Annotated in this window: 17 protein-coding genes; 3 read left to right on the top strand and 14 right to left on the bottom strand. The window is 73.7% G+C overall.

Translation table 11 applies throughout. The features are described 5' to 3' along the window. Nucleotides 1-42 precede the first annotated feature (42 nt). Nucleotides 43-888 carry an ABC transporter ATP-binding protein gene (locus tag AB0L56_RS24815; protein WP_365426543.1) on the bottom strand — a complete coding sequence of 282 codons (846 nt, stop codon included), beginning with the start codon at nucleotides 886-888 and terminating at the stop codon, nucleotides 43-45. Continuing rightward, nucleotides 881-1810 carry an ABC transporter permease gene (locus AB0L56_RS24820; RefSeq protein ID WP_365426546.1) on the bottom strand — a complete coding sequence of 310 codons (930 nt, stop codon included), beginning with the start codon at nucleotides 1808-1810 and terminating at the stop codon, nucleotides 881-883. The genes AB0L56_RS24815 and AB0L56_RS24820 overlap by 8 nt, the downstream gene beginning before the upstream one ends. 141 nt (nucleotides 1811-1951) lie before the next feature. On the opposite strand from AB0L56_RS24820, the gene AB0L56_RS24825 reads away from it, so the two are divergent. Next, nucleotides 1952-2590 (top strand): TetR/AcrR family transcriptional regulator, encoded by a 639-nt coding sequence (locus tag AB0L56_RS24825; protein ID WP_365426549.1) that lies wholly within the window; start codon nucleotides 1952-1954, stop codon nucleotides 2588-2590. A gap of 179 nt (nucleotides 2591-2769) precedes the next feature. Here the strand turns inward: AB0L56_RS24825 and AB0L56_RS24830 are convergent, their stop codons facing one another. The 3 genes from AB0L56_RS24830 to AB0L56_RS24840 all read right to left on the bottom strand — a co-directional run bounded on the left by AB0L56_RS24830 (nucleotide 2770) and on the right by AB0L56_RS24840 (nucleotide 5549). After that, complete coding sequence (locus AB0L56_RS24830) at nucleotides 2770-3264, bottom strand: hypothetical protein (RefSeq protein ID WP_365426552.1); 495 nt, start codon at nucleotides 3262-3264, stop codon at nucleotides 2770-2772. Between the two features lie 90 nt (nucleotides 3265-3354). Continuing rightward, complete coding sequence (locus AB0L56_RS24835) at nucleotides 3355-4962, bottom strand: glycosyltransferase family 2 protein (RefSeq protein WP_365426702.1); 1608 nt, start codon at nucleotides 4960-4962, stop codon at nucleotides 3355-3357. A gap of 89 nt (nucleotides 4963-5051) precedes the next feature. Further along, nucleotides 5052-5549 (bottom strand): MarR family transcriptional regulator, encoded by a 498-nt coding sequence (locus AB0L56_RS24840; RefSeq protein ID WP_365426555.1) that lies wholly within the window; start codon nucleotides 5547-5549, stop codon nucleotides 5052-5054. A 120-nt stretch (nucleotides 5550-5669) separates the two neighbouring features. Between AB0L56_RS24840 and AB0L56_RS24845 the strand changes: the two genes are divergently transcribed. Next, complete coding sequence (locus tag AB0L56_RS24845; protein ID WP_361030848.1) at nucleotides 5670-6083, top strand: organic hydroperoxide resistance protein; 414 nt, start codon at nucleotides 5670-5672, stop codon at nucleotides 6081-6083. 9 nt (nucleotides 6084-6092) lie between these two features. Here AB0L56_RS24845 and AB0L56_RS24850 read toward each other — a convergent pair whose 3' ends face one another. The 8 genes from AB0L56_RS24850 to AB0L56_RS24885 all read right to left on the bottom strand — a co-directional run bounded on the left by AB0L56_RS24850 (nucleotide 6093) and on the right by AB0L56_RS24885 (nucleotide 19692). After that, entirely contained in the window at nucleotides 6093-7652 is a 1560-nt protein-coding gene (locus tag AB0L56_RS24850; RefSeq protein ID WP_365426558.1) for a hypothetical protein, read from the bottom strand. Between the two features lie 99 nt (nucleotides 7653-7751). Further along, nucleotides 7752-9017, bottom strand: coding sequence for a hypothetical protein (locus tag AB0L56_RS24855; protein ID WP_365426561.1), 1266 nt, complete (start codon nucleotides 9015-9017; stop codon nucleotides 7752-7754). Continuing rightward, entirely contained in the window at nucleotides 9014-11230 is a 2217-nt protein-coding gene (locus AB0L56_RS24860; RefSeq protein WP_365426564.1) for a bifunctional glycosyltransferase family 2 protein/CDP-glycerol:glycerophosphate glycerophosphotransferase, read from the bottom strand. The genes AB0L56_RS24855 and AB0L56_RS24860 overlap by 4 nt, the downstream gene beginning before the upstream one ends. A gap of 1 nt (nucleotide 11231) precedes the next feature. After that, the gene (locus AB0L56_RS24865) at nucleotides 11232-13430 is read right to left on the bottom strand and encodes a CDP-glycerol glycerophosphotransferase family protein (protein ID WP_365426567.1); all 2199 of its coding nucleotides are present in this window, start codon (nucleotides 13428-13430) and stop codon (nucleotides 11232-11234) included. Between the two features lie 151 nt (nucleotides 13431-13581). Continuing rightward, nucleotides 13582-15852 carry a bifunctional glycosyltransferase family 2 protein/CDP-glycerol:glycerophosphate glycerophosphotransferase gene (locus AB0L56_RS24870; RefSeq protein WP_365426570.1) on the bottom strand — a complete coding sequence of 757 codons (2271 nt, stop codon included), beginning with the start codon at nucleotides 15850-15852 and terminating at the stop codon, nucleotides 13582-13584. A 147-nt stretch (nucleotides 15853-15999) separates the two neighbouring features. Further along, on the bottom strand, nucleotides 16000-16917 hold the full coding sequence (locus AB0L56_RS24875; RefSeq protein WP_365426573.1) for a carbohydrate ABC transporter permease: 918 nt from the start codon (nucleotides 16915-16917) through the stop codon (nucleotides 16000-16002). Further along, the gene (locus AB0L56_RS24880) at nucleotides 16914-18263 is read right to left on the bottom strand and encodes a sugar ABC transporter permease (protein WP_365426576.1); all 1350 of its coding nucleotides are present in this window, start codon (nucleotides 18261-18263) and stop codon (nucleotides 16914-16916) included. Before AB0L56_RS24880 ends, AB0L56_RS24875 begins: the two co-directional genes overlap by 4 nt. A 7-nt stretch (nucleotides 18264-18270) precedes the next feature. Beyond that, the gene (locus AB0L56_RS24885; protein ID WP_365426579.1) at nucleotides 18271-19692 is read right to left on the bottom strand and encodes an ABC transporter substrate-binding protein; all 1422 of its coding nucleotides are present in this window, start codon (nucleotides 19690-19692) and stop codon (nucleotides 18271-18273) included. Nucleotides 19693-19909: 217 nt separating this feature from the next. On the opposite strand from AB0L56_RS24885, the gene AB0L56_RS24890 reads away from it, so the two are divergent. Next, a complete protein-coding gene (locus tag AB0L56_RS24890; protein WP_365426582.1) occupies nucleotides 19910-20488 on the top strand; it encodes a hypothetical protein in 579 nt (192 codons plus the stop codon). A 139-nt stretch (nucleotides 20489-20627) separates the two neighbouring features. Here AB0L56_RS24890 and AB0L56_RS24895 read toward each other — a convergent pair. Next, nucleotides 20628-23492: FtsK/SpoIIIE domain-containing protein (locus tag AB0L56_RS24895; RefSeq protein ID WP_365426585.1), on the bottom strand; the 2865-nt coding region annotated here is incomplete at its 5' end.

Genomic DNA, 23492 nt, shown 5'->3' on the forward strand with positions numbered 1-23492 from the left:
GACGCGCGGACGTCAGCCCTCCGGCCGTACCGCCCTACGGCCTCACGACACGGCGGCAGCCGCCTGGGGTGTCGGCCTGGGCTTGGGCTTCGGCTTGGCGACCTTGTCCCCCGTGAACTTCTCGTACTCCTTGAGGACCTCGTCGGTCGGCCCGTCCATGCGCAGCTCGCCCCGCTCCAGCCACAGCACGCGGTCGCAGGTGTCGCGGATGGACTTGTTGTTGTGGCTGACCAGGAACACTGTGCCGGCGTGCTTGCGCAGCTCCCGGATGCGGGCCTCGGAGCGCTTCTGGAAGGAGCGGTCCCCGGTGGCCAGCGCCTCATCGACGAGGAGGACGTCGTGGTCCTTGGCGGCGGCGATGGAGAAGCGCAGCCGGGCCGCCATGCCGGAGGAGTAGGTGCGCATCGGCAGGGTGATGAAGTCGCCCTTGTCGTTGATGCCGGAGAAGTCGACGATCTCCTGGTAGCGGGCCCTGATCTCGTCGCGGGACATTCCCATGGCGAGCCCGCCGAGGTGGACGTTGCGCTCACCGGTCAGGTCGCTCATCAGTGCGGCGTTGACGCCGAGCAGGGAGGGCTGACCGTCGGTGTAGATGCGGCCGTTCTCGACCGGGAGCAGCCCGGCGACGGCCTTGAGCAGGGTCGACTTGCCGGAGCCGTTGGTGCCGATGAGGCCGATGGCCTCGCCGCGGTAGGCGACGAAGGACACGTTGCGCACCGCGTGCACCCGGCGGACGCCGGACGCCTTCTCGGTCTGCTTGCGGCGCAGGATGCGGTTGAGGGCGGCGGTGGCGGAGCCGCGTCCGGCGCCGGTTCCGTTGACCCGGTAGACGATGTCGACGCCGTCGGCGATGACGGTGGGGACCTTCTGGTCGGTGGTGTCAGCCACGGCCGTACCTCTCCTCGGACTTCCAGAAGTAGACGAAGCCGGCCACGCCGGTCAGCAGGGCCCAGCCCAGCGCGAACGCCCACACATGCGGGGGCAGGTACGAGGACCCGTACTCGTCGATCATCGCGAAACGGACCAGGTCCATGTAGACGGCGGCCGGGTTCCACTGCAGGACGTCGGCCAGCCAGCCGGGGACGTCCTTGCCGTGCAGCATCGCCGGGATGCTGAACATCACGCCCGAGGCGTACATCCAGGTGCGCAGCACGAACGGCATCAGCTGGGCCAGGTCGGGCGTCTTGCTGCCCATCCGCGCGAAGATCAGCGCCAGCCCGGTGTTGAACACGAACTGCAGCGCCAGCGCGGGCACGATCAGCAGCCACGACAGGTCCGGGAAGCTGCCGAACGCCAGCATGATGACGACCAGCACGATCATCGACGCCAGCAGCTGCTGGAGCTGCTGGAGCGCGAACGAGATCGGCAGCGAGGCCCGGGGGAAGTGCAGCGCCCGCACCAGGCCCAGGTTGCCGGAGATCGCCCGCACCCCGGCCAGCACCGAGCTCTGGGTGAACGTGAACACGAACACGCCCGTCACCAGGAACGGCACGTAGACGTCCTTCGGGATGCCCCGGTTGGCGCCCAGCAGCAGCCCGAAGATGAAGAAGTACACGGCGGCGTTGAGTAGCGGGGTCGCCACCTGCCACAGCTGGCCGAGCTTGGCCTGGCTGTACTGGGCGGTGAGCTTCGCCTGGGAGAAGGCGAGGATGAAGTGCCGCCGGCCCCAGAGCTGACGGACGTACTCGATGAGGGACGGCCGGGCGCCGCTGACCGTGAGGCCGTGCCGGGCGGCGAGGGCCGCGAGGTCGTCCTCGGCCGGTGTCGGGCCGGCCGGTGCGGGGGGCGGTGTGTGGAGGACCTGACTCACATCCGCTGCTTTCGCTAGAGGGAGGCTAGAGGGAGGGGAGGGCAACGGGTTTCGACGTCGGGACGGAACCGTATCGTCGTGACGGAGCGTAGGTCGAATACGCGTCGGAACGCAACCGTATCGTCGCTACGGTGGCGGCCTATGCTGGTCCGCATGACGACGAACGCAGAGGAGCCCCAGCCGCGTCCGCGCCGCCGCGCCCCGGCCGGGGCCGCCGTACTGCGCGAGGACGTGACGGAGGCGATCCGGGCGGCCGTCTTCGAGGAACTCGCCGCGGTCGGCTACGCGCGGATGTCGATCGAGGGGATCGCGCGTCGCGCGGGCGTCGGCAAGACCGCGGTGTACCGCCGCTGGCGTTCCAAGCTGCACCTGGTCCTCGACCTGGTGTCCGCGATCGCCGTCCAGGGCCTGCCCGCCCCGGACACCGGCTCCCTGGAGAGCGATCTGCGCCTCCTCTACGAGGTCAGCTCCCGCGCCCTGCGCCACCCCGTCGCCTCGCAGATCCTGCCCGACCTCCAGGCCGAGGCGGCCCGCAACCCCGATATCGCCGAGGCCCTGCAGAAGGCCCTGCGCGAAGGCCAGGACGGCGTGGCCAAGGGCATCGTCACCGCTGCCCAGGCCCGCGGCGAACTCCGCGCGGGCATCGACCACGCCCTGGCCCTGGACCTCATCTCGGGCCCCCTGTACTGGCGCTCGGTGGTCATCCGCAGCCCGAAGCTCCCGAAGGGCTACCTGACCGCGCTGACCGGGGCGACGACCGCGGCGCTGAAGGCGCTCTGACGTGGCGAGCGGTCAGGGGGCGGCGAGGGGATCCTCTTCGGTGGGGTCGCCAGGGCTGACGGGGCGTGCCGCTCTGTCGTCTCCTGGGCCCGGTCGCCGACGGCGCGACGACGACCTCGACGTCCGGGAGGGGGTGCCGCGTTGACCGCGGCTCTGAGGCGCTCTGACGTGGCGAGCGGTCAGTCGGCGGCGAGCGGGTCCTCCTCGGTGGGGTCGCCACGGCTGACGGTGACGGCCCAGGTGGCGGTCGAGGGTGCCGTCACTTTCACGGTGCCCGGCTTGCGGGCGGCCTCCACGGCGAGTTCGTTGCGCGTGAGGGTGGGCTCGTCCGCGCCGCACTCGAAGCGGAAGCCCGCGACCATCGCGGGCAGCGCCACATCGACGGTGCCGGAGCCCTGGCAGTTCACGGCGACGGCGAGCGCCTTGCCCGCTGCACCGGCCCGGTAGGAGAAACCGCCGTCGCCCCGGGCGGGGCCCTGCCGGCCGGCCAGGACCTCACCGTCCCAGAGCTCCGGGACCGTGACCACGACGGGCGGCCGCTCGGTGGCCGGCCGCTCGGTCGCGGTGGGACGCGCCGGGGGTGCCGCGCTGCCGCCCGTGCCGTTGCCCGAGGTGCAGCCCGCCGCCGCCACCAGGGCGAGGATCCAGGCCGCTGTCCCGCGACGCACGCTCATCCGGTTTCCCCCAAGTCCGCGATGACCACTGATCCGGACACTAGGGGTAAGGGGACGGACACGGCCAGCGCCCGCGTGAAGTTCTGAGGATCATCTGAGGAAGCGCCGCAGCCGGCTCCGCAGGGCCATGGTCATGCCGCGTACGCCCGTGGCGACGCGGAGTGCCAGGGAGCCCGAGTGGGTGGCGTACGGGTGGACGAGGATCAGGCCGTGCCGGGGGCTCGCCAGGGCGTGGCGGCGGAGCAGGCCCGGTCCGGCCAGGGCGTGGGCCGTGACGCGGCGGGTCGAGCCGTCCCGGAAGCGCAGGCGCAGCCGCAGGTCCCAGGCTCCGGTGCCGAGTGCGGCGAGCCGCTCCAGGTGTACCGGTGTCTCCGCGGACCAGGTGCCCTCGGCGGACGCCCGCAGCGGCACCGTACGGCGCAGGGCCGGCCCGTCGCCGTCCCGGTGCCGCCACTCCACCTCGACCTCCGCCGGGCCCGCCTGTGCCGCCCGGCCGTACAGGTCGTGCAGGCGCAGCCGCAGGCGGCGCGCGCGGGGGCGCAGTTCCGCGTCCACGGCGAGCGGGAGCCTTGCGGTGGGACGGGTCAGCAGGCCCTCCAGGGTGACGCCGGGCAGGTCGTCCGACCAGCACGGGGTGCCGTCCGGTGTGCGGGCGTACGGCGGGTTCAGCCGGGCCGGCTGGGCCGCCAGTTCCCGCAGCCGGGGCAGGTCGCGCGGCTCGGGGGAGGCCAGGACGACCCGCGCGATCAGCGGTCCGGGGGCCACCGGGTCGCGGGACCGGTCGGCGGCGTCGTAGTCCGCGAGGAAGGCCCGGGTGTGCGCCCACCACTCCCGCCGGTGTTCCTCGTCCCGCAGCGTCAGCTCGCGCGCGTACATGCGCAGGTCGTGGTCGAGGAACTTGGCCCGTGCCCGGCGCGCCAGCCGTTTCTCCCCGGCGTCCAGCAGGATCGCGTACGCGGTGCGGCACGCGTGCGTGCGGGCGCGCCAGTTGGCGACGCCCGCGCGGTCCAGTGAGATCGACAGCCGCCGCGCGGTGCGCCGTACGTGCCAGACGTACACGCGGTCCGGGGCCAGGGCGACGCGCGGGGCGGCGGCCCACACCCGCGCGGTGAAGACGATGTCCTCGTAGGGGAAGCGGCCGTCGGGGAAGCGGATGCCGTGCTCGCGCAGGAAGGCCGTGGCGTAGAGCTTGTTGACGCAGAGGGTGTCGTGGATCAGGCGCGGGCGGTCCGCCGGGCGGGCGAGGACGGCGGGCGCGGCGTACAGGCCCGGCTCCCACGGCACCTCGCGGCCCGACGGCAGCTCACGGCGTACGCACAGACCGCCCGTGACCTGGGCGTCCGTCCCCGTCGCGGCCGTGAGCAGTGCGTCCGCCGCGCCGGGCGGCAGTACGTCGTCGCTGTCCAGGAACATCACATACGGCGCGGTCACCGCGTCCAGCCCGGCGTTGCGCGGGGTGCCGCAGCCGCCGCTGTTGGCGGGGAGCCGGATCACCCGCACCCGGGGCTCCTCGGCGGCCAGCCGCTCCAGCAGGCCGGCGCTGCCGTCCGTCGAGCAGTCGTCCACGGCGACGACCTCGCGTACGGCGGGGCCCTGCGCGAGCGCCGAGCGCACGGCGTCGGTCACATGGGCGGCGTCGTCGTGGCCGATGACGACGACGGCGACGTCGGCGGCGGGCCGGGGGTGCTGGGGGTGCATGGCGTCCTCGGGCATGTAATGGGCTGTTCATACCCTTTGCCCGGATGAGGGTGTTCCGTACACCACGCCGTACACCCGTGTCACTGCCCTCAGGCGCCTTCGGTCGCCGCCCTGTCCAGTGCCGCGGTCAGTGCGTCGAGGCGGGCGCTCAGCGCCCGGACCTCGTCGATCTCGAAGCCGGTCGCCGCGAGGACCCGGCGGGGTACCTCGACGGCCCGCCGCCGCATCGCCTCGCCCTCCTCGGTGGGCCGGACCTCCACCGACCGCTCGTCGCGGGCGCTGCGCTCCCGGCGCACCAGGCCGGCCGTCTCCAGGCGCTTGAGCAGCGGGGACAGGGTGCCGGAGTCCAGCCGGAGATGCTCGCCGAGCTTCTTCACCGGCAGGGTGCCGTGCTCCCACAGCGCCAGCATCACCAGGTACTGCGGATAGGTGAGCCCGAGGTCCTTCAGGACCACCCGGTAGACGCCGTTGAAGGCGCGGGAGGCGGCGTGCAGGCGGAAGCAGATCTGCTGGTCGAGGCGGAGCCACTCGTCCGAGGCGTCCGGCAGCGCGGGCGTCGCGGGGAGGGGGCTCGGAGTGGTGCTCATGCCTCCAGGGTAGCTCTTGCGCCATTTGGTTGTGCGCAACTTAATTGTGTGCTCTACTCCTCGTGAGGCGGCCGGAACCCCAGAGGTTCCGGCCCGACATTCGACGAGGAAAGGTCTCCCATGGACGCGCTCTACACCGCTGTCGCCACCGCCACCCACGGCCGCGAGGGCCGCGCCGCCACCTCCGACGGCAAGTTGGACGTCGGTCTGAGCATGCCCGTGGAGCTGGGCGGCAACGGCCAGGGCACCAACCCCGAGCAGCTGTTCGCCGCCGGGTACGCGGCCTGCTTCGGCAGCGCCCTCGGCCTGGTCGGCCGCGCGGCCAAGGTCGACGTCAGCGAGGCCGCGGTGACCGCCGAGGTGGTCCTCGGCAAGCAGGGCGAGGGCTTCGCGCTCGCGGTGACGCTGCGGGTGGAGCTGCCCGACGGCCTGGACGAGGCGACCGGCCGCAAGCTGGTCGAGCAGGCCCACCAGGTCTGCCCCTACTCGAACGCCACCCGCGGCAACGTCCCGGTCGACATCGTCATCGAGTAACCGCGCCGCTCACCCCCCGACGCGCGCCAGCACCTCTCCCGTCCGCCGGCTCCACGCCACCACCACCGCCTCCTCGGGCACCCGCTGCCAGCGCGTCAGCAGCAGCCAGCGCGCGTGGTACCGGCGGACGATCGTGGCCCGCTCCGCGCGGGTCGAACGGGTATCCAGGTACGCGTGCACATCGGCCACCCGCCGCAGGCGCTCCCGTTCGTCCAGCGCGGCGTCCGGCCAGGCCGGCGCGGCGAGGTTCGGGCCGTACCCCGCGATGGCGTGGACGGCGTGGTAGCCGTCGGTGATCACCACCTCGCCCGGGCCGATGTGCCGCGCGGCCCAGTCGTACGTAGGCCAGTGCGGCGGCTGTTCAAAGCCGACCGGGTCCGCCGCGGGCGGCACCACCGCCCCGGCGTGCACGGTCAGAAAGCCGGCGCAGGCCCCCGCCGCCGTCGCCCCGCCCAGCACCCGCCGCCACACCGGCCAGGGCCGGGGCGCGGCCAGCTCCACCGCGAGCGCGAACTGCAACGGCACCAGCGTGAGCCCGAGCACCCTGCCGTAGGTGTAGTGGCCGCTGACCCAGCCGTACGCCACCATCAGGCAGTCCAGGACGAACATCAGCACCAGCGGGTCGCGCCACGAGGTGCGCCGCGCCCGCAGCCACAGCACCGGCAGTCCGAGCAGTGCCAGCCCGAACTGACCGCCCAGATCCCGGTACAGCCGCCGGTGCATCGCGTCCACGCTGGAGTCGCCCGCCAGGGCGAACACGTCGAAGTACGGCCAGCAGGCGGCCACCAGCAGGGCCACCCCGCCCGTCAGCGCCCACCGTCCGGCGATCGCCGCCGCCCCTCCGCGCTGCCACCCGGCGACCAGCGCCACCGCGCCCAGCGCCGCCGCGACCGCCGTGATCGGATGCACGAGCAGCAGCAGCCCGTACAGCGTGCCCAGCGCCGCATACCCGGACAGCGGACGCAGCCCGCCCGGCCCCACGTACCGCACGGCCCCCGTGTCCCGGGCCCGTGCCCCCGTCAGGGCCCAGGCCCAGAAGGCCAGTCCGATCGCGAACGTCGACGGGTAGGCGAGGTTGCCTGTCATCGACATCAGGTTCAGATAGCCGCTCCACCAGGCCCGCTCCACCCCCCACAGCAGCGTCATCGCGGCGAGCGCCAGCACCGGCGCCCAGGGGCGCGGGGTGAGGGCCCGGGTGAAGCGGCCGATCCCGGTGAGCAGCACCAGCAGGTTCAGCGGCCCGGTGAGCCTCAGCACCTCCCAGCCGCCCAGCCCGGTCAGCCGGGCGAACACGGCCTGCGCCCAGGCGAACGGCGAGTAGTAGGGGCTGCCCGCGCCCGGCAGGTCCGCCATCGGATGCCGCGGGTGCAGCAGATCGTCCCTGAGCCGCTCCACGACCGCGGCGTGCTGCCCGGCGTCGCAGCAGAGCGGCACCCTCCAGTACGCCAGCGACATCACGAGCCAGAACAGGAAGCCGAACAGCTGGTACGGAGTGGGACGCCAGGCCCCGCCGCCGCGCAGCGCCGTGGCACCGCCCACGGTCCGCCGTACGAGGACTCCGGCGCTCATCGGGTGACGAGGAAGGGGGGCATTTCAGACATTTGTCGTATGTTCCCGGCGCCGTCAGCGGCATGACCTCGCGTCACCTCAACGAGTGATCCTCGGTGTTCAGCGGGCGAGTTCCACCGGAGTCCCCTGCGTCGGCACCACCGCCCGCCGTACCACCGGCTCCAGCAGCAGCGGCACCCCCAGCACCGGCAGCAGCCAGGCCAGCGTGATCAGGCGGTCGCCCCAGATGTTGATGTCCGGATGCCCGGCCTGGTTGAGGATTCCTGTGGCGGCCGCCGCGGCCAGGAACGCGCCGAACGCCGGCCGCCGCCGCGCGCCCGCCGCACCGGCCGCCAGGGCCGCCACGAACAGCGGCTCCCACAGCTGCCGCCGCAGCCACTCCATCCAGAAGTTCCCCTGGAGCTGGAAGAACTCCGCCCACGGACGCTCCCGGTCGGGGCGGGCGAAATGATCGGTGAGCAGGTCCTGCACGCTGTCCGACACCGACGGGTAGTGCAGCAGCCGGGCCAGCAGCACCGTACCCAGCACCCCCGCACACCCCGCGGCGGCGAGCGCCGCCACCCCGCGTCCCGGAGCCGCACCCCGCCACCGGCGCCGCACCGCGATCGCCGCGCCCGCGGCCGCCAGGCCCGACCCGAGGAACAGCGCCTGCGAGTGCTTCACGGTGAACAGGGCGAACAGCGCGGCGCACACCAGCGCCACGCCCGCCCGCGTCCTGCGCCCTTCCAGCACCAGCGCACAGCCCCACAGCGCGGCCAGGGTGAGGGCCAGCAGCAGCCCCTCGGTCATCGGGCGCATCGCGGTCGTCCCGCACGGCAGCACACAGAACAGCGCCATCCCGGTGAGCGCGAGTGGCACCGGCACCGACAGGGTGCGCAGCACCAGGAACGCCAGCACCCCACCCCCGCAGGTGATCACCACGCCGGCCGCCCACAGGCCCCAGGCCGCCCCGAGCAGTCCGACGAACGGCACCAGGAACACCGGATAGCCGGGACGCACCTCGAAGATCCGCATGAACCGCTCCGGCATGAACGGCACCGTGTGCCCGCCGGTCTCGCCGGCCGCCAGCCGCGCCTCCACCGCCCGCCACTCCCGCTCCCGGCACTCCTCCCTCACCCGGGGCGCCGGGTCCGGGGCGTGGAAGCGCACCACGTCCACGTTCTGCCGGCGGTGTGCGATCGCCGCCCGCCCCGCGCAGTAGTGGTCGATGGTGACCGCCGCTGCCTCCCGCTTGCCCGCGCCGCTCAGGCTCAGGGCGTACGACAGGTAGTTCTTGCTGTCGGGGGTGTCCCGGCCGGTGACGTTCGCGAGTTGCAGCACCGCGAAGACCGCGGCCAGCAGCAGCACCCAGGTGCGCGGCCTCACGACGGGGTCAGCAGGTCACGGTTCCCGGCCTGGGCGGGAACCCGGCCACCGCGCGCGGTGTGTTCCGGCATCGGCTCGCCCAGCATCAGCGCCCGCACCACCCGTTCGGCGGCCCGGCCGTCGTCGAACTCGCCGTACCGGTCCCGGAAGGCGGACCGCAGCCGCGCCGCCTCCTCGTCCCGCCATGTCCCGGACTCGAACAGCCACGCCAGCTCCCGGTAGGAGCGCGCCACATGGCCTGGCGCCCCGGCGGTGATGTCGATGTAGACGCCCCGGCTCGCCCGGTACGCGTCCCAGTCGTCGGCGTGGATCACGATCGGCCGGTCCAGCAGGGCGTAGTCGAACATCAGGGCCGAGTAGTCGGTGACCAGGACGTCCGCGGCGAGCAGCACGTCCTGTACCTCCGGCTCGTCCGTCGCGTCGATCAGCACGCCCCGCCGGTGCAGCTCCGCGAGGCCCAGACCGCGCGCCGGACCGTCGGCGAGCGAGGGGTGCAGCCGGACCACGAGGGTGCGGCCCTCACCCAGGTCTGCGGCGAACCGGGCCAGGTCGATCCGCTCCACCAGCCCGTCCCTGCGGTAGTCCCGGCGGGTCGGCGCGTACAGCACCACCGTGTGGCCGTCCGGGACGCCGAGCCGCGCACGGACCTCACGGCCGCTGTCCGGGCCCGCGCCGGCCAGGACGTCGTTACGGGGGCTGCCGCTGCGCAGGGAGGTGAAGTGACAGGGGTAGGCCCGCTCCCACACCAGCTCGGAGTGCCGGTTGGCGACCAGGCTGTAGTCCCAGCGGTCGGCCCGGCGCAGCATCTGCGGCACGTCGAAGCCGAGCCGGGCGCCGGGCTTGTCCAGCAGATCGGCGCCCATGCACTTCAGCGGGGTGCCCTGATGGGTGTGGATGTGCACGCTCCCCGGGCGTTTGACCAGCGCACCCGACCAGTTGACGTTGTTGACGAAGTACGTGGCCCGCTCGGTCGCTCTCCGGTAGCCGGGCGAGTTCAGGAGCACGTACTCGGTGTCAGGGGGCAGCCCGGCCGCCGTCTCCTCGTCGGCCAGCACCCACACGCCCCGGATGTGCGGGGCGAGTTCACGCGCCGCGCGGTAGACCGCCGCCGGGTCGCCGAGCACCCCCCGGTGCGAGAAGGCCGAGTACACGGCGAGCCGCGGATCCAGCGGGCGGCGCAGAACGGACCGGGCCCGGGCCGCCCGGGCCGCCGTTGCCGCGCGGGCCTGCCGGGCCCGCCGCTCCAGCTCCCGGCCGGCCCGCCCGGCCTGCCGCCGCAGCACATAGCCGGCGTAGCCGCCCTCGAGCACCCGCAGCTCGGCGGGGACCCGGACGCCCTCGGGACGGTGCGCCCGGAACATCTCGGACGTACGGCGGAAGAACTCGCCCCGGTCGGTCGGGGGCAGCCGGTCCGGCTTGGAGAGGATGTCGAGACAGTGCTCGCCCATCTTGGTGTGCAGGAAGGGCCGCCAGTGCGCCAGCGCAGGGCGGGCGTCGACGAACCGGAACACCCGCGCGTACTGCTCGTGGACGTCGAAGTGCTTGCGGCTGGTGGTGGACAGGATGTTGCCCTGGCGGCGCTGCCGGTAGTACAGGCAGATCCGGTCCAGGGTGGCGATGCGCTCGGCGCTGAGCAGCACCGGGAACGTCCAAGGCGTGTCCTCGTAGTAGCCGGGCGGGAAGGTGAAGCCCTCCCGGTCGACGAAGTCGCGGCGGTAGACCTTGTTCCACACCACCATCAGCAGATCGAGGATCCCGGGCCGCTCGGCGGCCGTGAAGGTCCCCTCGCCCGCCTCCGCCAGCACATGGGCCAGCGCGTTGCGGCGGGTGCCGCCCCACCAGTGGGTGCGCGCGTAGTCGAAGACCAGCACGTCCGGGTCGCCGGTCTCGTCGAGGCGGTCGGCCAGGGCGCGCAGCGCGCCCGGCGTGAGCGTGTCGTCGCTGTCCAGGAAGAACAGGTAGTCGCCCGTCGCGTGCGGCATCCCGGCGTTGCGGGCCCGCCCGAGGCCCACGTTCTCCGGCAGATGCAGCACCCGGACCCGCTCGTCGCGGGCCGCGTACCCGTCGAGGATCTCTCCGCAGCCGTCGGGCGAGCGGTCGTCGACGGCGATCACCTCGAGGTCGCGGTACGACTGCCCGAGCACCGAGTCGAGGCAGGCGTGCAGGTACCCCTGCACCTTGTGGACGGGGACGATGATGGTGAAGCGGGGCACGTCAGCTCCTCACCAGGGTGGCGGCCGCGGGGGCGGGGGCACGCTCCGCGAGCGGGATCACGGGCGGCAGGGCCTCGGGCGGCTCGCCGAGCAGCACCCGGCGTACGACCCGTTCGGCGGCCCGCCCGTCGTCGAAGGCGCAGAACCGCTCACGGAACCGGGCCCGCAGCGCGGCCGACTCCGCGCCCGCGTACGACCCGTCGCGGAACACCCGGGCCAGCTCGTCGGGGGTGCGGACCACCGGCCCCGGCGGACCGGCCATCAGGTCGAAGCAGACGCCCCGGGTCTCCCGGTAGACGTCCCAGTCATCTGCGTACACGACGATCGGACGGTCCAGGTTGGCGTAGTCGAACATGATGGACGAGTAGTCGGTGATCAGCGCGTCGGCGGCCAGGCACACGTCCTCGGAGGAGCGGTGAGCGGTGACGTCGATGACCCGGCCCGTGGTGCCGCGCCCGCCTCGGTCGTAGAAGTAGTGGGCGCGCAGCAGCACCACGACGTCCTCGCCGGCCGCCTCGCAGAACGCCTCCAGATCCAGGCCGGGTTCGAAGCCGGTGTGGTGGTCGCGGTGGGTGGGCGCGTACAGCACGGCCCGCGCCCCCTCGGGGACGCCCAGCTCCGCGCGGATCCGGGCCACGTCGTCGGCGCCGGCCGTCAGATAGACGTCGTTGCGCGGATAGCCGTACTCCAGGTGCTCGTAGGAGCCGGGGAAGGCGCGCTCCCACACGCGGGTGGAGTGCGGGTTGGAGGAGAGGTTGTAGTCCCAGCGGTCCACCCGGCCCAGCAGCTTGCCGAAGCTGCCGGTGGCGGCGGCCACCACCGGGTACACCGACTGGTCGACGCCCATGGTCTTCAGCGGGGTGCCGTGCTGGGTCTGGAGGTGGACGCTGCCGGGGCGCTTGACGACGCCCTCCGCGAAGTTGGCGTTGTTGATGAGGTACGTGGCGCGGGCGAGCAGCTCCCAGGAGCGGTGGCTGCCGATGACCGCGTACTCCACGCCCTTCGGCACGGTGTGCGCCTGGTCGGCCTCCACCAGGAACACCGAGCGGATGTGCGGGGCGAGTTCGCGGGCCTTGGCGTGGATCGCGGCCGGGTTGCAGGCGTAGCCGCGGCCCCAGTACGCGCAGTACACGGCGAGGTTCGGATCCAGCGGGCGGCGCAGCTGCATCCGGTACCGCAGCCGGGTGCGCAGGCCCCGCGGACGTGGGAGCGCCGCCGCACGGCCCGCCGCGCGGCGGGTGCCGCGCACGGCGGCGAAGGCCGCGTAGGAGCCGGCCGCCAGCAGCCGGTGCTGCACGCCCAGGCTGCCACCCGGCGGCCGGAACCCGGCGGGGCGGTGACGGCGGTACAGGGCGCTCGCGCGTCGGAAGAACGCCCGGCGGCCCGAGGGGAGCCGCCGGGGGTGGGCGGCCGTCTTCAGGACGGCCGCGAACAGCTGCTCGAACAGCGGCCCCGACCGGACGGCGGAGACCTCCAGGTCGGCGGCCCGGCCGAGCACCAGCGCCACCTGGTCCAGCAGTTCGGCCTGGTGCTCACCGGGCAGGTTCAGCCGGTTGCCCTGGCGGCGCACCAGATGCCGTACGACCACCGCGCGGAGCACGGCCACGCGCTCGGCGCCGAGCATCGCCAGGCCGCCCCAGCCGATGTCCGTGAAGTGGCCCCGGGGGAAGACCAGGCACTGCTCGGCGGCGAAGGTACGGCGCCAGGCCGCGCTCCACGCCGGCAGGCCCACTCCGGTGAGGTGCGGGGCGCGTTCGGGGGCGAACGCGCCGTCCGGGGTGCCCGCCAGCAGGGGTGCGGCCGGGTTGCCGGTCTCGCCCTCCCACCAGGGCACCCGCTCGTGCTCGAAGTGCAGCACGTCTACCGGTCCGGTTGCCGCCAGCCGCGCGTCCAGGGCGGCCAGCGCGCCCGGGACCAGGACGTCGTCGCCGTCCAGGAACAGCAGATACGTCCCGGTCGCCGCCCGCATCCCCGCGTTGCGCGCCCCCGCCAGCCCCTCCGACGGCGGTGCGTGCACGGGCGCCACCCGGGAGTCCCGCTCGGCGTGCTCGCCGGCCACGTCGGCCGCCGGGGAACCGGGCGCGTCACAGACCGGGATCAGCTCGAAGTCACCGAAGGACTGGGCGAGGACCGAGTCCAGCGCCTGGCCCAGCCGGCCGGCGACCCCATGGGACGGGACGATGATGCTGAAGCGGGGCATGCTGCTCTTTCCGTAGGGATGTCGTGGCGCCGGCCGTGTCGGCGTGCGGAACGCCGGCCGGGCCGCCCCGCCGGCCGCCGGGTGGACGGCCGGGCCGGGGTGGGCCGCGACGAGCCGGGGGGCATGGGAACTCCCGAAGGGGAAACGACGGTCAGCCGCCGTCGGTGACGGTCACCAGGCCGGCGGTCTGCCGGGGCGGCAGCGACACGAGCGGCGGCGCGTCGGGCACGGCTGCCGCCGCCGGCGGCGCCGGACGGCGCTCGTCCAGGGGGAGGACCGGGGGCACGGCGGTCTCGCCGAGCACGACCCGCCGTACGACGCGCTCGGCGGCCCGGCCGTCGTCGTGCGGGCAGAAGCGGTCGCGGAACGCCGCCCGCAGCCGGGCGGAGCGCGCCCCGCACCAGTGGCCGGACGCGAAGATGTCGATCAGTTCGTCCTCGTCGCAGGCGAGCGCGCCCGGTGGGAAGGTCCGCGGGTCGAAGTAGAGGCCGCGGGCCGCCTCGTACGCCTCCCGGCCCTCGGTGTGCAGGACCACCGGCCGGTCCAGGCCCGCGTAGTCGAACATCAGCGGCGAGAAGTCCGTGACCAGGGCGTCCGAGGCGAGGCAGAGGGACGTCACGTCCGGGTGCCCGGTGACGTCCAGGACCCGGCCGGAGACGGCCCCGCGCGGACCGTCGTGCGGGCCGCGGGCGGGCCCCAGGGCCAGGACGACGAACCGCGGTCCGAGCCGGCGCACCACGCGCTCGAGATCGAGCAGCCGGGGCTGGGTGCGCAGGTAGTCGCGGTGGGCCGGCGCGTACAGGATCGCCACCGCCCCCTTCGGGACGCCCAGCGACTCCCGCAGCGCGGCCACCTGCGCACCACTCGCCCGCTGGAAGCGGTCGGTGCGCGGCCTGCCGTACTCCAGGGTGGTGTAGCTGCCGGGGTACACCCGCTCCCAGGTCAGGGTGGAGTGGCGGTCGGCGGAGACGACGTAGTCCCAGCGGTCGACGTCCTTGAGCAGCCGGGCGATGTCTGTGTCCCGGGCCGCCGCCGGCCGCTCCCGGAGGTCCAGGCCCTCGTGCCCGAGCGGGGTGCCGCGCTGGGCCCGTACGAGGATCTGGCCCCGCCGCTTCACCAGACCGGGCTCGGTCTCCGTGTCGGTCACCAGATAGGCGGACCGGGCGAGCGCGGTCCAGTGGGCCGCCGTACCGGGGACGAGGCGGCGGGTGCCCGGAGCGAGGGTGTGATGGTGTTCCGGGCCGGCCACCCAGGCGGTGCGGATGTGCGGGGCGAGGTCGCGCACCGCCGACTCCAGGGCGCCCGCGTCGCCCCCGCGGCCCGCGTGGGCCGTGAAGAGGGCCCGGTCGGTGCGGAGCGGGAGCAGCCGCTGGAAGCGGTAGTGCCCGCGCAGGGCGGCGAGGCGCAGGGCGCGCAGCAGCCTCCCGGTGAGCCGGGCCGTTCTGCGGCACAGGGCCGCCGTGAGACGGAGCGCCCGGTAGGTGCGGTGCAGACCGAAGCGGACCAGCGCGTGGTGGACGCGGGCGCGCGGGGGGACGGGCGCGCCCGGTGTCCAATGGCGCCGGCAGTGGGCGCGGGCCCGGCGCAGGAACGCGGCCCGCGAACCGCGCGGCAGCCGTTCCCGCCGCGTGTACACCGTCACCAGATGGTCGACCATGCGCCGGTACAGCACCGGCCGCCAGCGGGCCAGTTCGGGCCGCTCGTCGACGAACGCGAACACGCGGTCGTACTGGTCGAAGACGTCGAAGTGCCGCTCACTGGTGGTGCGCAGGATGCAGCCGGACCGTCGCTGCCGGTAGTGCACGCACACCCGGTCCAGCGTGGCGATCGTCTCCGCCGTCATCAGGGCCGGGTACGTCCACGGGGTGTCCTCGTAGTAGCCGGGCGGGAAGGCGAGCCCCGCGCGCTGGACGAACTCCCGGCGGTAGGCCTTGTTCCAGGCCACCATCAGCAGGTTCAGCAGCCCCGGCCGGTCGTCGAGCCGGAACGGCGCCGGGCCGCGCTCGGTGAGCTCGGCGGCGACCCGATTGCGCACGGCCTCGCCCGACCAGTACGTGCGCGCGTAGTCGTAGACCAGCACGTCCGGGTCGCCGGTCTCCTTCAGCCGGTCGGCGACGGCGTGGAGTGTGCCGGGGGTGAGGGTGTCGTCGCCGTCCAGGAAGACCAGGTAGTCGCCGGTGGCCCGGTCGATCCCCGCGTTACGGGCCGGCCCGAGGCCGGTGTTCTCCGGCAGATGCACCACCCGTACGCGCGGGTCGCGGGCCGCGAACTCGTCGATCACCGCACCGCAGGCGTCCGGCGAGCAGTCGTCGACGGCGATCAGTTCGAGATCGGGATACGACTGGGACAGCACCGATTCCAGGCACTCGTGCAGATACGCCTGAACCTGGTACGCGGGGACAATGACACTGAACCTGGGCAAGGGGCATCCAACGGTCGGTGCGGGCGTTCTGCCCGGCAACGGCCGCTGGGCCGACTTGGTTACGCCTCCTGCGGCATCCGGGGGACCGCCGTCACACGAAGGGGCGGACCTGACCGGTCCGCCCCTTCAACTCGGTGACCGCTTCTGCTACTTGACCGCGCCCGCCATCACACCGGAGACGAACTGCCGCTGGAACGCGAAGAACACGACCAGCGGGACCACCATCGAGATGAAAGCGCCCGGCGCCAGTACGTCGATGTTGTTGCCGAACTGCCGTACCTGCGTCTGCAGGGCGACCGTGATCGGCTGGCTCCCCGAGTCGGTGAAGATCAGCGCGACCAGCATGTCGTTCCACACCCACAGGAACTGGAAGATGCCGAGCGCGGCGATGGCCGGCCCGGCCAGCGGCATCACGACCCGCACGAACAGCCGGAGTTCGCCCGCTCCGTCCAGCCGGGCCGCCTCCAGCAGCTCCCTCGGGATCTCCGCGAAGAAGTTCCGCAGCAGGAACACCGCGAACGGCAGACCGAAACCGACGTGGAAGAGGACCACGCCCGTCACCGAGCCGAAGATGCCCAGGCTGCCGAAGAGTTCGGCGATCGGGATCAGCGCCACCTGCACCGGCACCACCAGCAGCCCCACGACCGCCAGGAACCACCAGTCGCGGCCCGGGAACTCCATCCAGGCGAAGGCGTATCCCGCGAGCGAGCCGATCACCACGACCAGCACGGTCGCCGGGACCGTGATGTACGCCGTGTTCAGCAGTGATCCGGTGATGTCGTCGTTCTTCAGCAGCGTCTCGTAGGCGTCGAAGGTGAGCTGGGAGGGCTCGGTGAACACCGTCCACCAGCCGTCGGCGGCCATGTCCTCCGGGGTGCGCAGACTGGCCAGCAGCAGCCCCAGCGTCGGGACCAGCCAGAACAGGCCCACCACGATCAGGAACACGCGGACCAGACCACCGCTCACCCACTGGCTGAGCCGGGAGCCGAGCGACCGCTCCGCCCGGGTGGCGGGAACGGGCGGAGCGCCCGCCCTGGTGGTGACACTCCCGGCGCCCGCGCTCATCGCCGCACCTCCCGCCGCAGCCGTCGTACGTTGAACCACATCACCGGGATCACCAGCAGCAGCAGGAACACCGCGATCGCGCTGGCGATGCCCGGCTGGTCCTCGGAGAAGCCCTTGCGGTAGAGCTCCAGCGCCAGGACGTTGGCGTCGTCCTGGGAGGAGCCCGGCGCGATGATGAAGACCAGGTCGAACACCTTCAGCACGTTGATCATCAGGGTGACGGTGACCACCGCGAGGACCGGCGCCAGCAGGGGCACCGTGACCCGCCGGAACACCTGCCACTCGTTGGCGCCGTCCACCCGCGCGGCCTCCAGCAGCTCCCGGGGCATGCCCGCGAGCCCCGCCGCGATCAGCACCATCGCGAAGCCCGCCCACATCCAGATGTACGAGCCGATGATGGCCGGCGTGACCAGCGACGGGCCGAGCCAGTCGATGCCGTTGTACGGCGCCGCGAAGTTGCTCGCCGGGAGCCGCAGATGCGCACCGTCGGCCTTCGACGACAGGGAGAACGTGCCGTCGTCGCCCGCTGTGGCCGTCTCGACGACCTTGCCGTCCTTGACGGCCTCGATCCGCATCCCCGGATATCCCAGCTCGGAGGGGTCGACCTCGTTGAGCGTGCCGACCCCCTTGCCCCGGGTGAAGTCCTGCCAGGTCGTCCCGGTGATCCGGTCGCCCTCGGGCTCGGGTGCCGCTGCCCGCGCGGCGTCGTCCGGCATCAGATCCGGGGCCACCCCGACCAGCGGCAGCGTCACCGTGTCACCCGTGCTCACGGGCGACCTGGTGATGAACGCGCCGCCGCCGGCCGGCTCCAGCGGCGACTCACGGCCCGGGTGCGCCTTCGGGAGCGCCGAGGACTGGGCGAAGGTGTCGTGCACCCCCACCCACACCGCGTTCGCCACGCCCTTGTCCGGGTCCTGGTCGTACACCAGACGGAAGATGATCCCGGCCGCCAGCATGGAGATCGCCATCGGCATGAAGACGACCAGCTTGAACGCCGTGCCCCAGCGCACCCGTTCGGTCAGCACCGCGAAGATCAGACCGAGCGCGGTCGCGACGGTCGGCGCGAACACCACCCAGATGATGTTGTTCTTCAGGGCGGCGCGGATGCCGTCGTCGGTGAACAGCGCCTGGTAGTTGTCGAATCCGGCGAAGCCGTCACCGGACTGGTCGTAGAAACTGCGGACGACGGAGTACCCGATCGGGTAGACCACGAGCGCACCGAGCAGCACGAGCGCGGGCAACAGGAACAGCGCCGCCACCGTTCTGCGTGTGCCGGTGACGCTTCCGCGCGACTTGGGAGCGGCAGGGGCCGGCTTGAGCGCCCCTGCCGCCGTGTCCGACGCCATGGCCGGATCAGTTCCCGTACGCCGCGGCCGCTTCGGCCTCCAGCTTCGCCTGGGTCCCCGCGATGTCCCCGGGTTTCTTCAGGAAGTCCTGCAGCGCCTTCCACTCGCCCTTGCCGGGCGTGCCGCCGAAGGCCTGCGGGGCCTGGTCGGACATGTCGAAGCGGAAGTCGTCCCCGGCGTCGATCAGCGCCTTCGCCATCCTCTGCTGGACCTCGTTCGGGTACGCCGAGTTCGGCACGTTCTTGTTCGGCGAGAGGTAGCCGCCCAGCCCGGCGTGGATGCTCGCCGCGTCCGGTGAGGCGAGGAAGGTCGCCAGCGCCTGGGAGGCCTCGGAGTCCTCCAGGATCACCGCCGCGTCACCGCCGGACACCACCGGCGGGGCGTCACCGACCGCCGGGAACGGGAACACCTTGGCGTCGGTGCCCACCTTCGCCTTGGTCTCGCCGATGTTGACCTGCACGAAGTCGCCCTCGTAGACCATGCCGGCCTTGGGCTGGTCGCCGCCCGTGAAGGTCTGCGTCACCGATGTCGGGAAGTCGGTCTGGAGGGCCCCGGACGCGCCGCCCGCCACGTAGTCCTTCTTGCCCCAAATCTCGGCGAGCGTGGTCAGCGCCTCCTTGACGGAGGGGTCCGTCCACTTGATCTCGTGCCGGGCGAGCTGGTCGTACTTCTCCGGACCCGCCTGGGACAGATAGACGTTCTCGAACCAGTCGGTCAGCGTCCAGCCGTCGGCGCCGCCGACCGAGAACGGGGTGACACCCGAGTCGTACACCGTCTGCGCGGCCGTGAGCAGTTCGTCCCATGTCTTCGGCTCGGCCGCGCCGGCGTTCTCGAAGACCTGGGCGTTGTACCAGACCAGCGACTTGTTGGCGGCCTTGTAGTAGACGCCGTACTGCTTGCCGTCGACCGTGCCGATGTCCTGCCAGCCCTGCGAGTAGTTCTTGGCGAGCTCCGCCCGCGCCTTGGCGCCCAGCGGCTTTGCCCAGCCCTTCTCCACGGCCTGTTTGATGGCGCCCGGCTGCGGCAGCATCGCCACGTCCGGCGGGGCGCCGCCCGCGACCTTCGAACCGAGGAAGTTGATGATGGGGTCCTGGGCGGGGACGAAGGTCACCTTGGCGCCGGTGCGCTTCTCGAACTCCGCGAGGACCTTCTTGAAGTTGGCCTGTTCGGCGCCGGTCCAGACGGCGGCGACCTCCAGGCTCTCGCCGTCCAGCTCGGGGAGCGTGACGGTGGTGCCGGTGTCGCCGTTGCCGCCGTCCTTGTCCTTGTCGCCGCCGCTGTCGTCGTCGCCTCCGCAGGCGGTGAGCGACACCGCGAGCACACCCGCGGCGATCGCGGCGGCCGCTCTTGTGGCCTTGCGGGTGTGGGGAGTTGTCACATGGTTGTCGGGCGACCTGCGTACTCGGATGAACCTGCTCGTCCTGCGCATCACTGCCCCGTTCTTCGTACTCCGTCGTACTCCGTCGTACTTGGCCGAACGTTCGAGCGCTGTCCCGTGCGCTCTGGTCTACGCCCGGGGGATGGGGGTGGCAAGAGCGCGTCCCGTGTCAAGTCCGGGATCGTGACCCCGTCGTGACCAGGCGTCACCGGCGGCCTGAGTACCCGGGCTCATGACGCCCCCTGGCACGGGGCGGAATGCTGAGGACATGTTCATCAGACGATCAGTCACCGCGGTAGCTCTCCTCACGGCCACCCTGACCGCGTGCGGGACCGAGCCGAGCGGCCGGCAGGCGGCGGGGGCGGGAAGCGCCCGGCCGTCGGAGAGCCCCCGGCCGAAGTGCGCGCAGCCCGCCGAGGCACCCACGGTGCCCCCGTCACCCTCTGCCCCGGCCTCCGCCGGCAGGGAGCAGGAGGGGGACGGCGCACCGCACCACGCCGAGAACCACGCCTATCGGATGCAGGGGTCGCTGACCCCGGAGAGCCGGGCCTGGGGAGAAGCATCGGCGGGGCTCATCCGCGCGGAGCTGGAGAGGGTGCGCGAGGAGGGCGGGGCCGGCGCGTACGGCGTCTACGACGAGAAGCGGATCGCGGCGGCCCTGGCCCGGCTCGGCTGCGGCGAGAAGCACGGGGTCTACATCGGCAACGGCTTCTACAGCGTGCACACGGGGGACGCCTGTGTGTCCGGCCGAGTGACGGAGGACGACCTGACGGTCCGGGTACACGGCGCCTACGCCGAACCCCAGCCCGGCACCGGCCCCTGCGTCGAAAACCGGGGAGGCCACTGACCGGCCTGCCCGGCCCGGGTCACAGGAGCGAGGGCACTTCGGCCGCCGAGACCTGCCGGGCTGGTGCCGAGCCGCAGCCCGGTTGCGGGCCGTGCGTTGAGAACCGGGGAGGTCACTGACCGGCCTTCCCGGGCCCGGGTCATAGGAGCGAGGGCACTTCGGCCGCCGAGACCTGCCGGGCCGCTCGTTCCAGCGCGCTGGCGAGCAGGGCCAGGTCGGTGGGGCCGTTGCCTAGTTCGCGTACTTGGCGGCGGGCCGGGGGGTCGCCCATCCGGTGCCACTCCAGGTGGACGACCGTCGGGCGCAGGGTCGCCGTCCGTGGGATGCGGCCCGTGACCCGGCCGCCCTGGAACGCCGTCTCCCGACCGTCGGGGCGGGCCAGCCGGCCACGGCCCGGCGCCGGGTCTTCGGGGCCGCCGCCCGGCACGGGGGCGTCCAGCGTGACGCGCAGCGACGCCTGCCGCACCGGCTCGGTCTGCGCGGTCCGGGGGCAGGGGCCGGTGGCCGTCACCAGGTGCACCCCCAGACGCTCGCCGTCCCGGGCCACGGCCTCCAACGCCCGCATCACCGATCCCGCGGCGGGCCGCCCCGGCGAGCCGAGTGCGGGGGAGACCAGCGTGTCCAGGTCGTCCACGACCACCACAAGGCGGGGCAGCGGCGGCGCGGCCTCCGTCCTGCGCCGGTCCGCGCCCGGCCGCAGTCGCAGCGTCGAACTGGGCGGGGCGTCCAGGTCGCCGTTCTGCTCACCGGCGCCCGCCCCCGCGCGGGAGGCGGCCGTGCGCTGGGCGACCATGCGGTCCGACAGCTCGCGTCCGGTGTGCCACTCGGCGAAGTCGGAGCGGCCCAGCAGCTCCGCACGCCGCTTCAGCTCGGCGCTCAGGGACTGCGCGAACTCCCGCATCCGCACCGGGTCGTTGGCCCCGAGATGCGTCGTGACATGGGGCACGTCCGTGCACACCCGCAGGCCCTCGCCGTGCCCGGCGGAGGTCGCGGGGTCCCCCCGGCCGTCGACCAGCACGATGCCCAGCCGGTCGGGGCGCTCGGCAGCGGCAAGCGAGGCCACGACCGCCCGCAGCAGCTCCGAACGGCCGCTGCCCGGCGGCCCCTCGATCACCAGATGCGGCCCTTCGGCGGCGAGGTCGGCGACGACCGGGCCACGCGGTCCGGCGCCCAGTATGGCGGTGACGCGTCCGCCGAGCGCCTGGGTGTCGTCGGCCGCGTCCGCCCAGCGGGCCATCAGCGAGGCCGGGGTGGCTCGGGCCAGGCCCAGCTCGTCCAGCAGCCGCGCCGACTGGGGCAGCGGCGCGGACACGCGCGCGTGCCCTTCGCCCGCGGTGCCGTCGGTGCGCAGCGGCGCGAGCGCCCGGGCGAACCGCTCGGCCCAGGCCCGGGAGACCGCGTCGACGGTGGCGAGGGTGCCGTGGCCGACGGGGCCCGGGGGCGTCCCGGAGCCGGTCGCGGCCACCCGGAGCAGCCGCAGGGCGGTCGCCACGTCACCGCTGAGCAGGGCGACGGCCCCGCACTCCCGGAACGTCGGCGCCACCGCGCAGGCCGCCTCGTACGTCTCCGTCACCGGGGACGCGGGCGAGGCGGCGGCCGTCTCGGCGAGACACAGGAGATGGATGCCCGCCCGCGCGCCGTCCTGGGCCAGCCGGGCGACCGCCTCGCGGAGGTCCGCGCCGCCGGGGTCGCCGTCCACGACGACCACGGTGTACGGGCCGTCGCCCGCCGGTACGGCGTCGGCCGGGCCGGCCGCGGCCGCGTGGTCGTGGTCCGCCAGGCGGCGTAGCAGTTCCTCGGTACGGGCCGTGGCCTGTTCCCGGTCGTGCGCGAGCAGTAGGCGGCAGTCCTGGCCGTGCCCCGGGCGTACGTGCGGCAGCCAGCCGAGCCAGGACCACTCCGCGGTGCGCTCCTCCAGGGGGCGGGAGTGGTCCGCCGCGATCAGGACGATCTCCAGGGAGTCGGGGGAGTGCAGCGCCGCGAGCTGGGCCAGCACCGCGCGGGCCAGCCCGGCGAGGCGTGCGCGCGGGCCCGCCAGTCCCAGCGAGCCGACCTCGCGCAGCCCCGAGGTGACCGGTACGGCGGGCAGCAGACCCGAGCCGTCCGGCGCGGTCCGGTCCGTGGTGCCGAGCCGCACCGCGAGCGCCTCCGGGTGACCCGGCCCGCGCTCCCACAGCCGGGGGCCCGGGCCGAGCGCGGTCAGCAGCAGCGTGGCCGGGTCCGGCCAGGTCTCGGGGAGCACGGGGGCGGCCAGGGCGGACTCGGGCGCGCGCCCGCCCGGATCGTCGCCGTAGCCACCCCGCGCGTCCGCTGCCGCATCCCGCTCCTGCCGTCCCCCGGCCAGCCGCCGGGCCCAGGCCCCGATGCCGCCCCGCTTGCGCCCGCCGGACGGCTGGGGTGGTTCGGTGCCGCGGACGGGGGTGCCTTTGCGGGAGCCGGGGGCGGCTTCGGCGCCGGTTCCGTTGGGTGCGTGGCCGTAGTGCGGGTCGCGTGCGTCACCGGTCGTGCCGACGGTGGGCCCTTCGGGGCCGGCGGAACCGCCGTAGCGACCGTCGCGAGCGGTGCCGGTCGTACGGCCGGTGGGGTCCGCGGGGCCCCCGGGCGCGCCGGTGGTGTCCGGGGTGGGGGCTCCGGGCGCGCGGACGGATCCGGGGCCGGGTGACCTGCCGTGGTGGCCGTCGCGCGTGGCACCGTGGGGTGCCCGGCCCTGGGCGGCCGTGGGGGCCTCGTCCAGGGAGTCGCCGTGGGTCGTGTCGGGAGCGCGGTGTCCCGGGGGGACGGGGCCGACGCCGAACCCCTCGTCGAGGTGACCGCGGCCCGTGTGCGTCTCGCCCCCGGCGGGCCCCGGCTGCGACACGCGCCGCCCCTTGGGCACCCGGGGCACGTCTCCCCGCGCCGCGATCCGCAGCGTGCGCCGGGCGGAGGCGTCGCCGTGCCGCTCGACCCCCGGTGCCCCGCCCTGCTCCGGTGACCCGCCCGACGCCTGCCGACGTCCGTGGGGCGT

It is taken from the genome of Streptomyces sp. NPDC052079, from assembly GCF_040680275.1.
GTDB lineage: Bacteria > Actinomycetota > Actinomycetes > Streptomycetales > Streptomycetaceae > Streptomyces.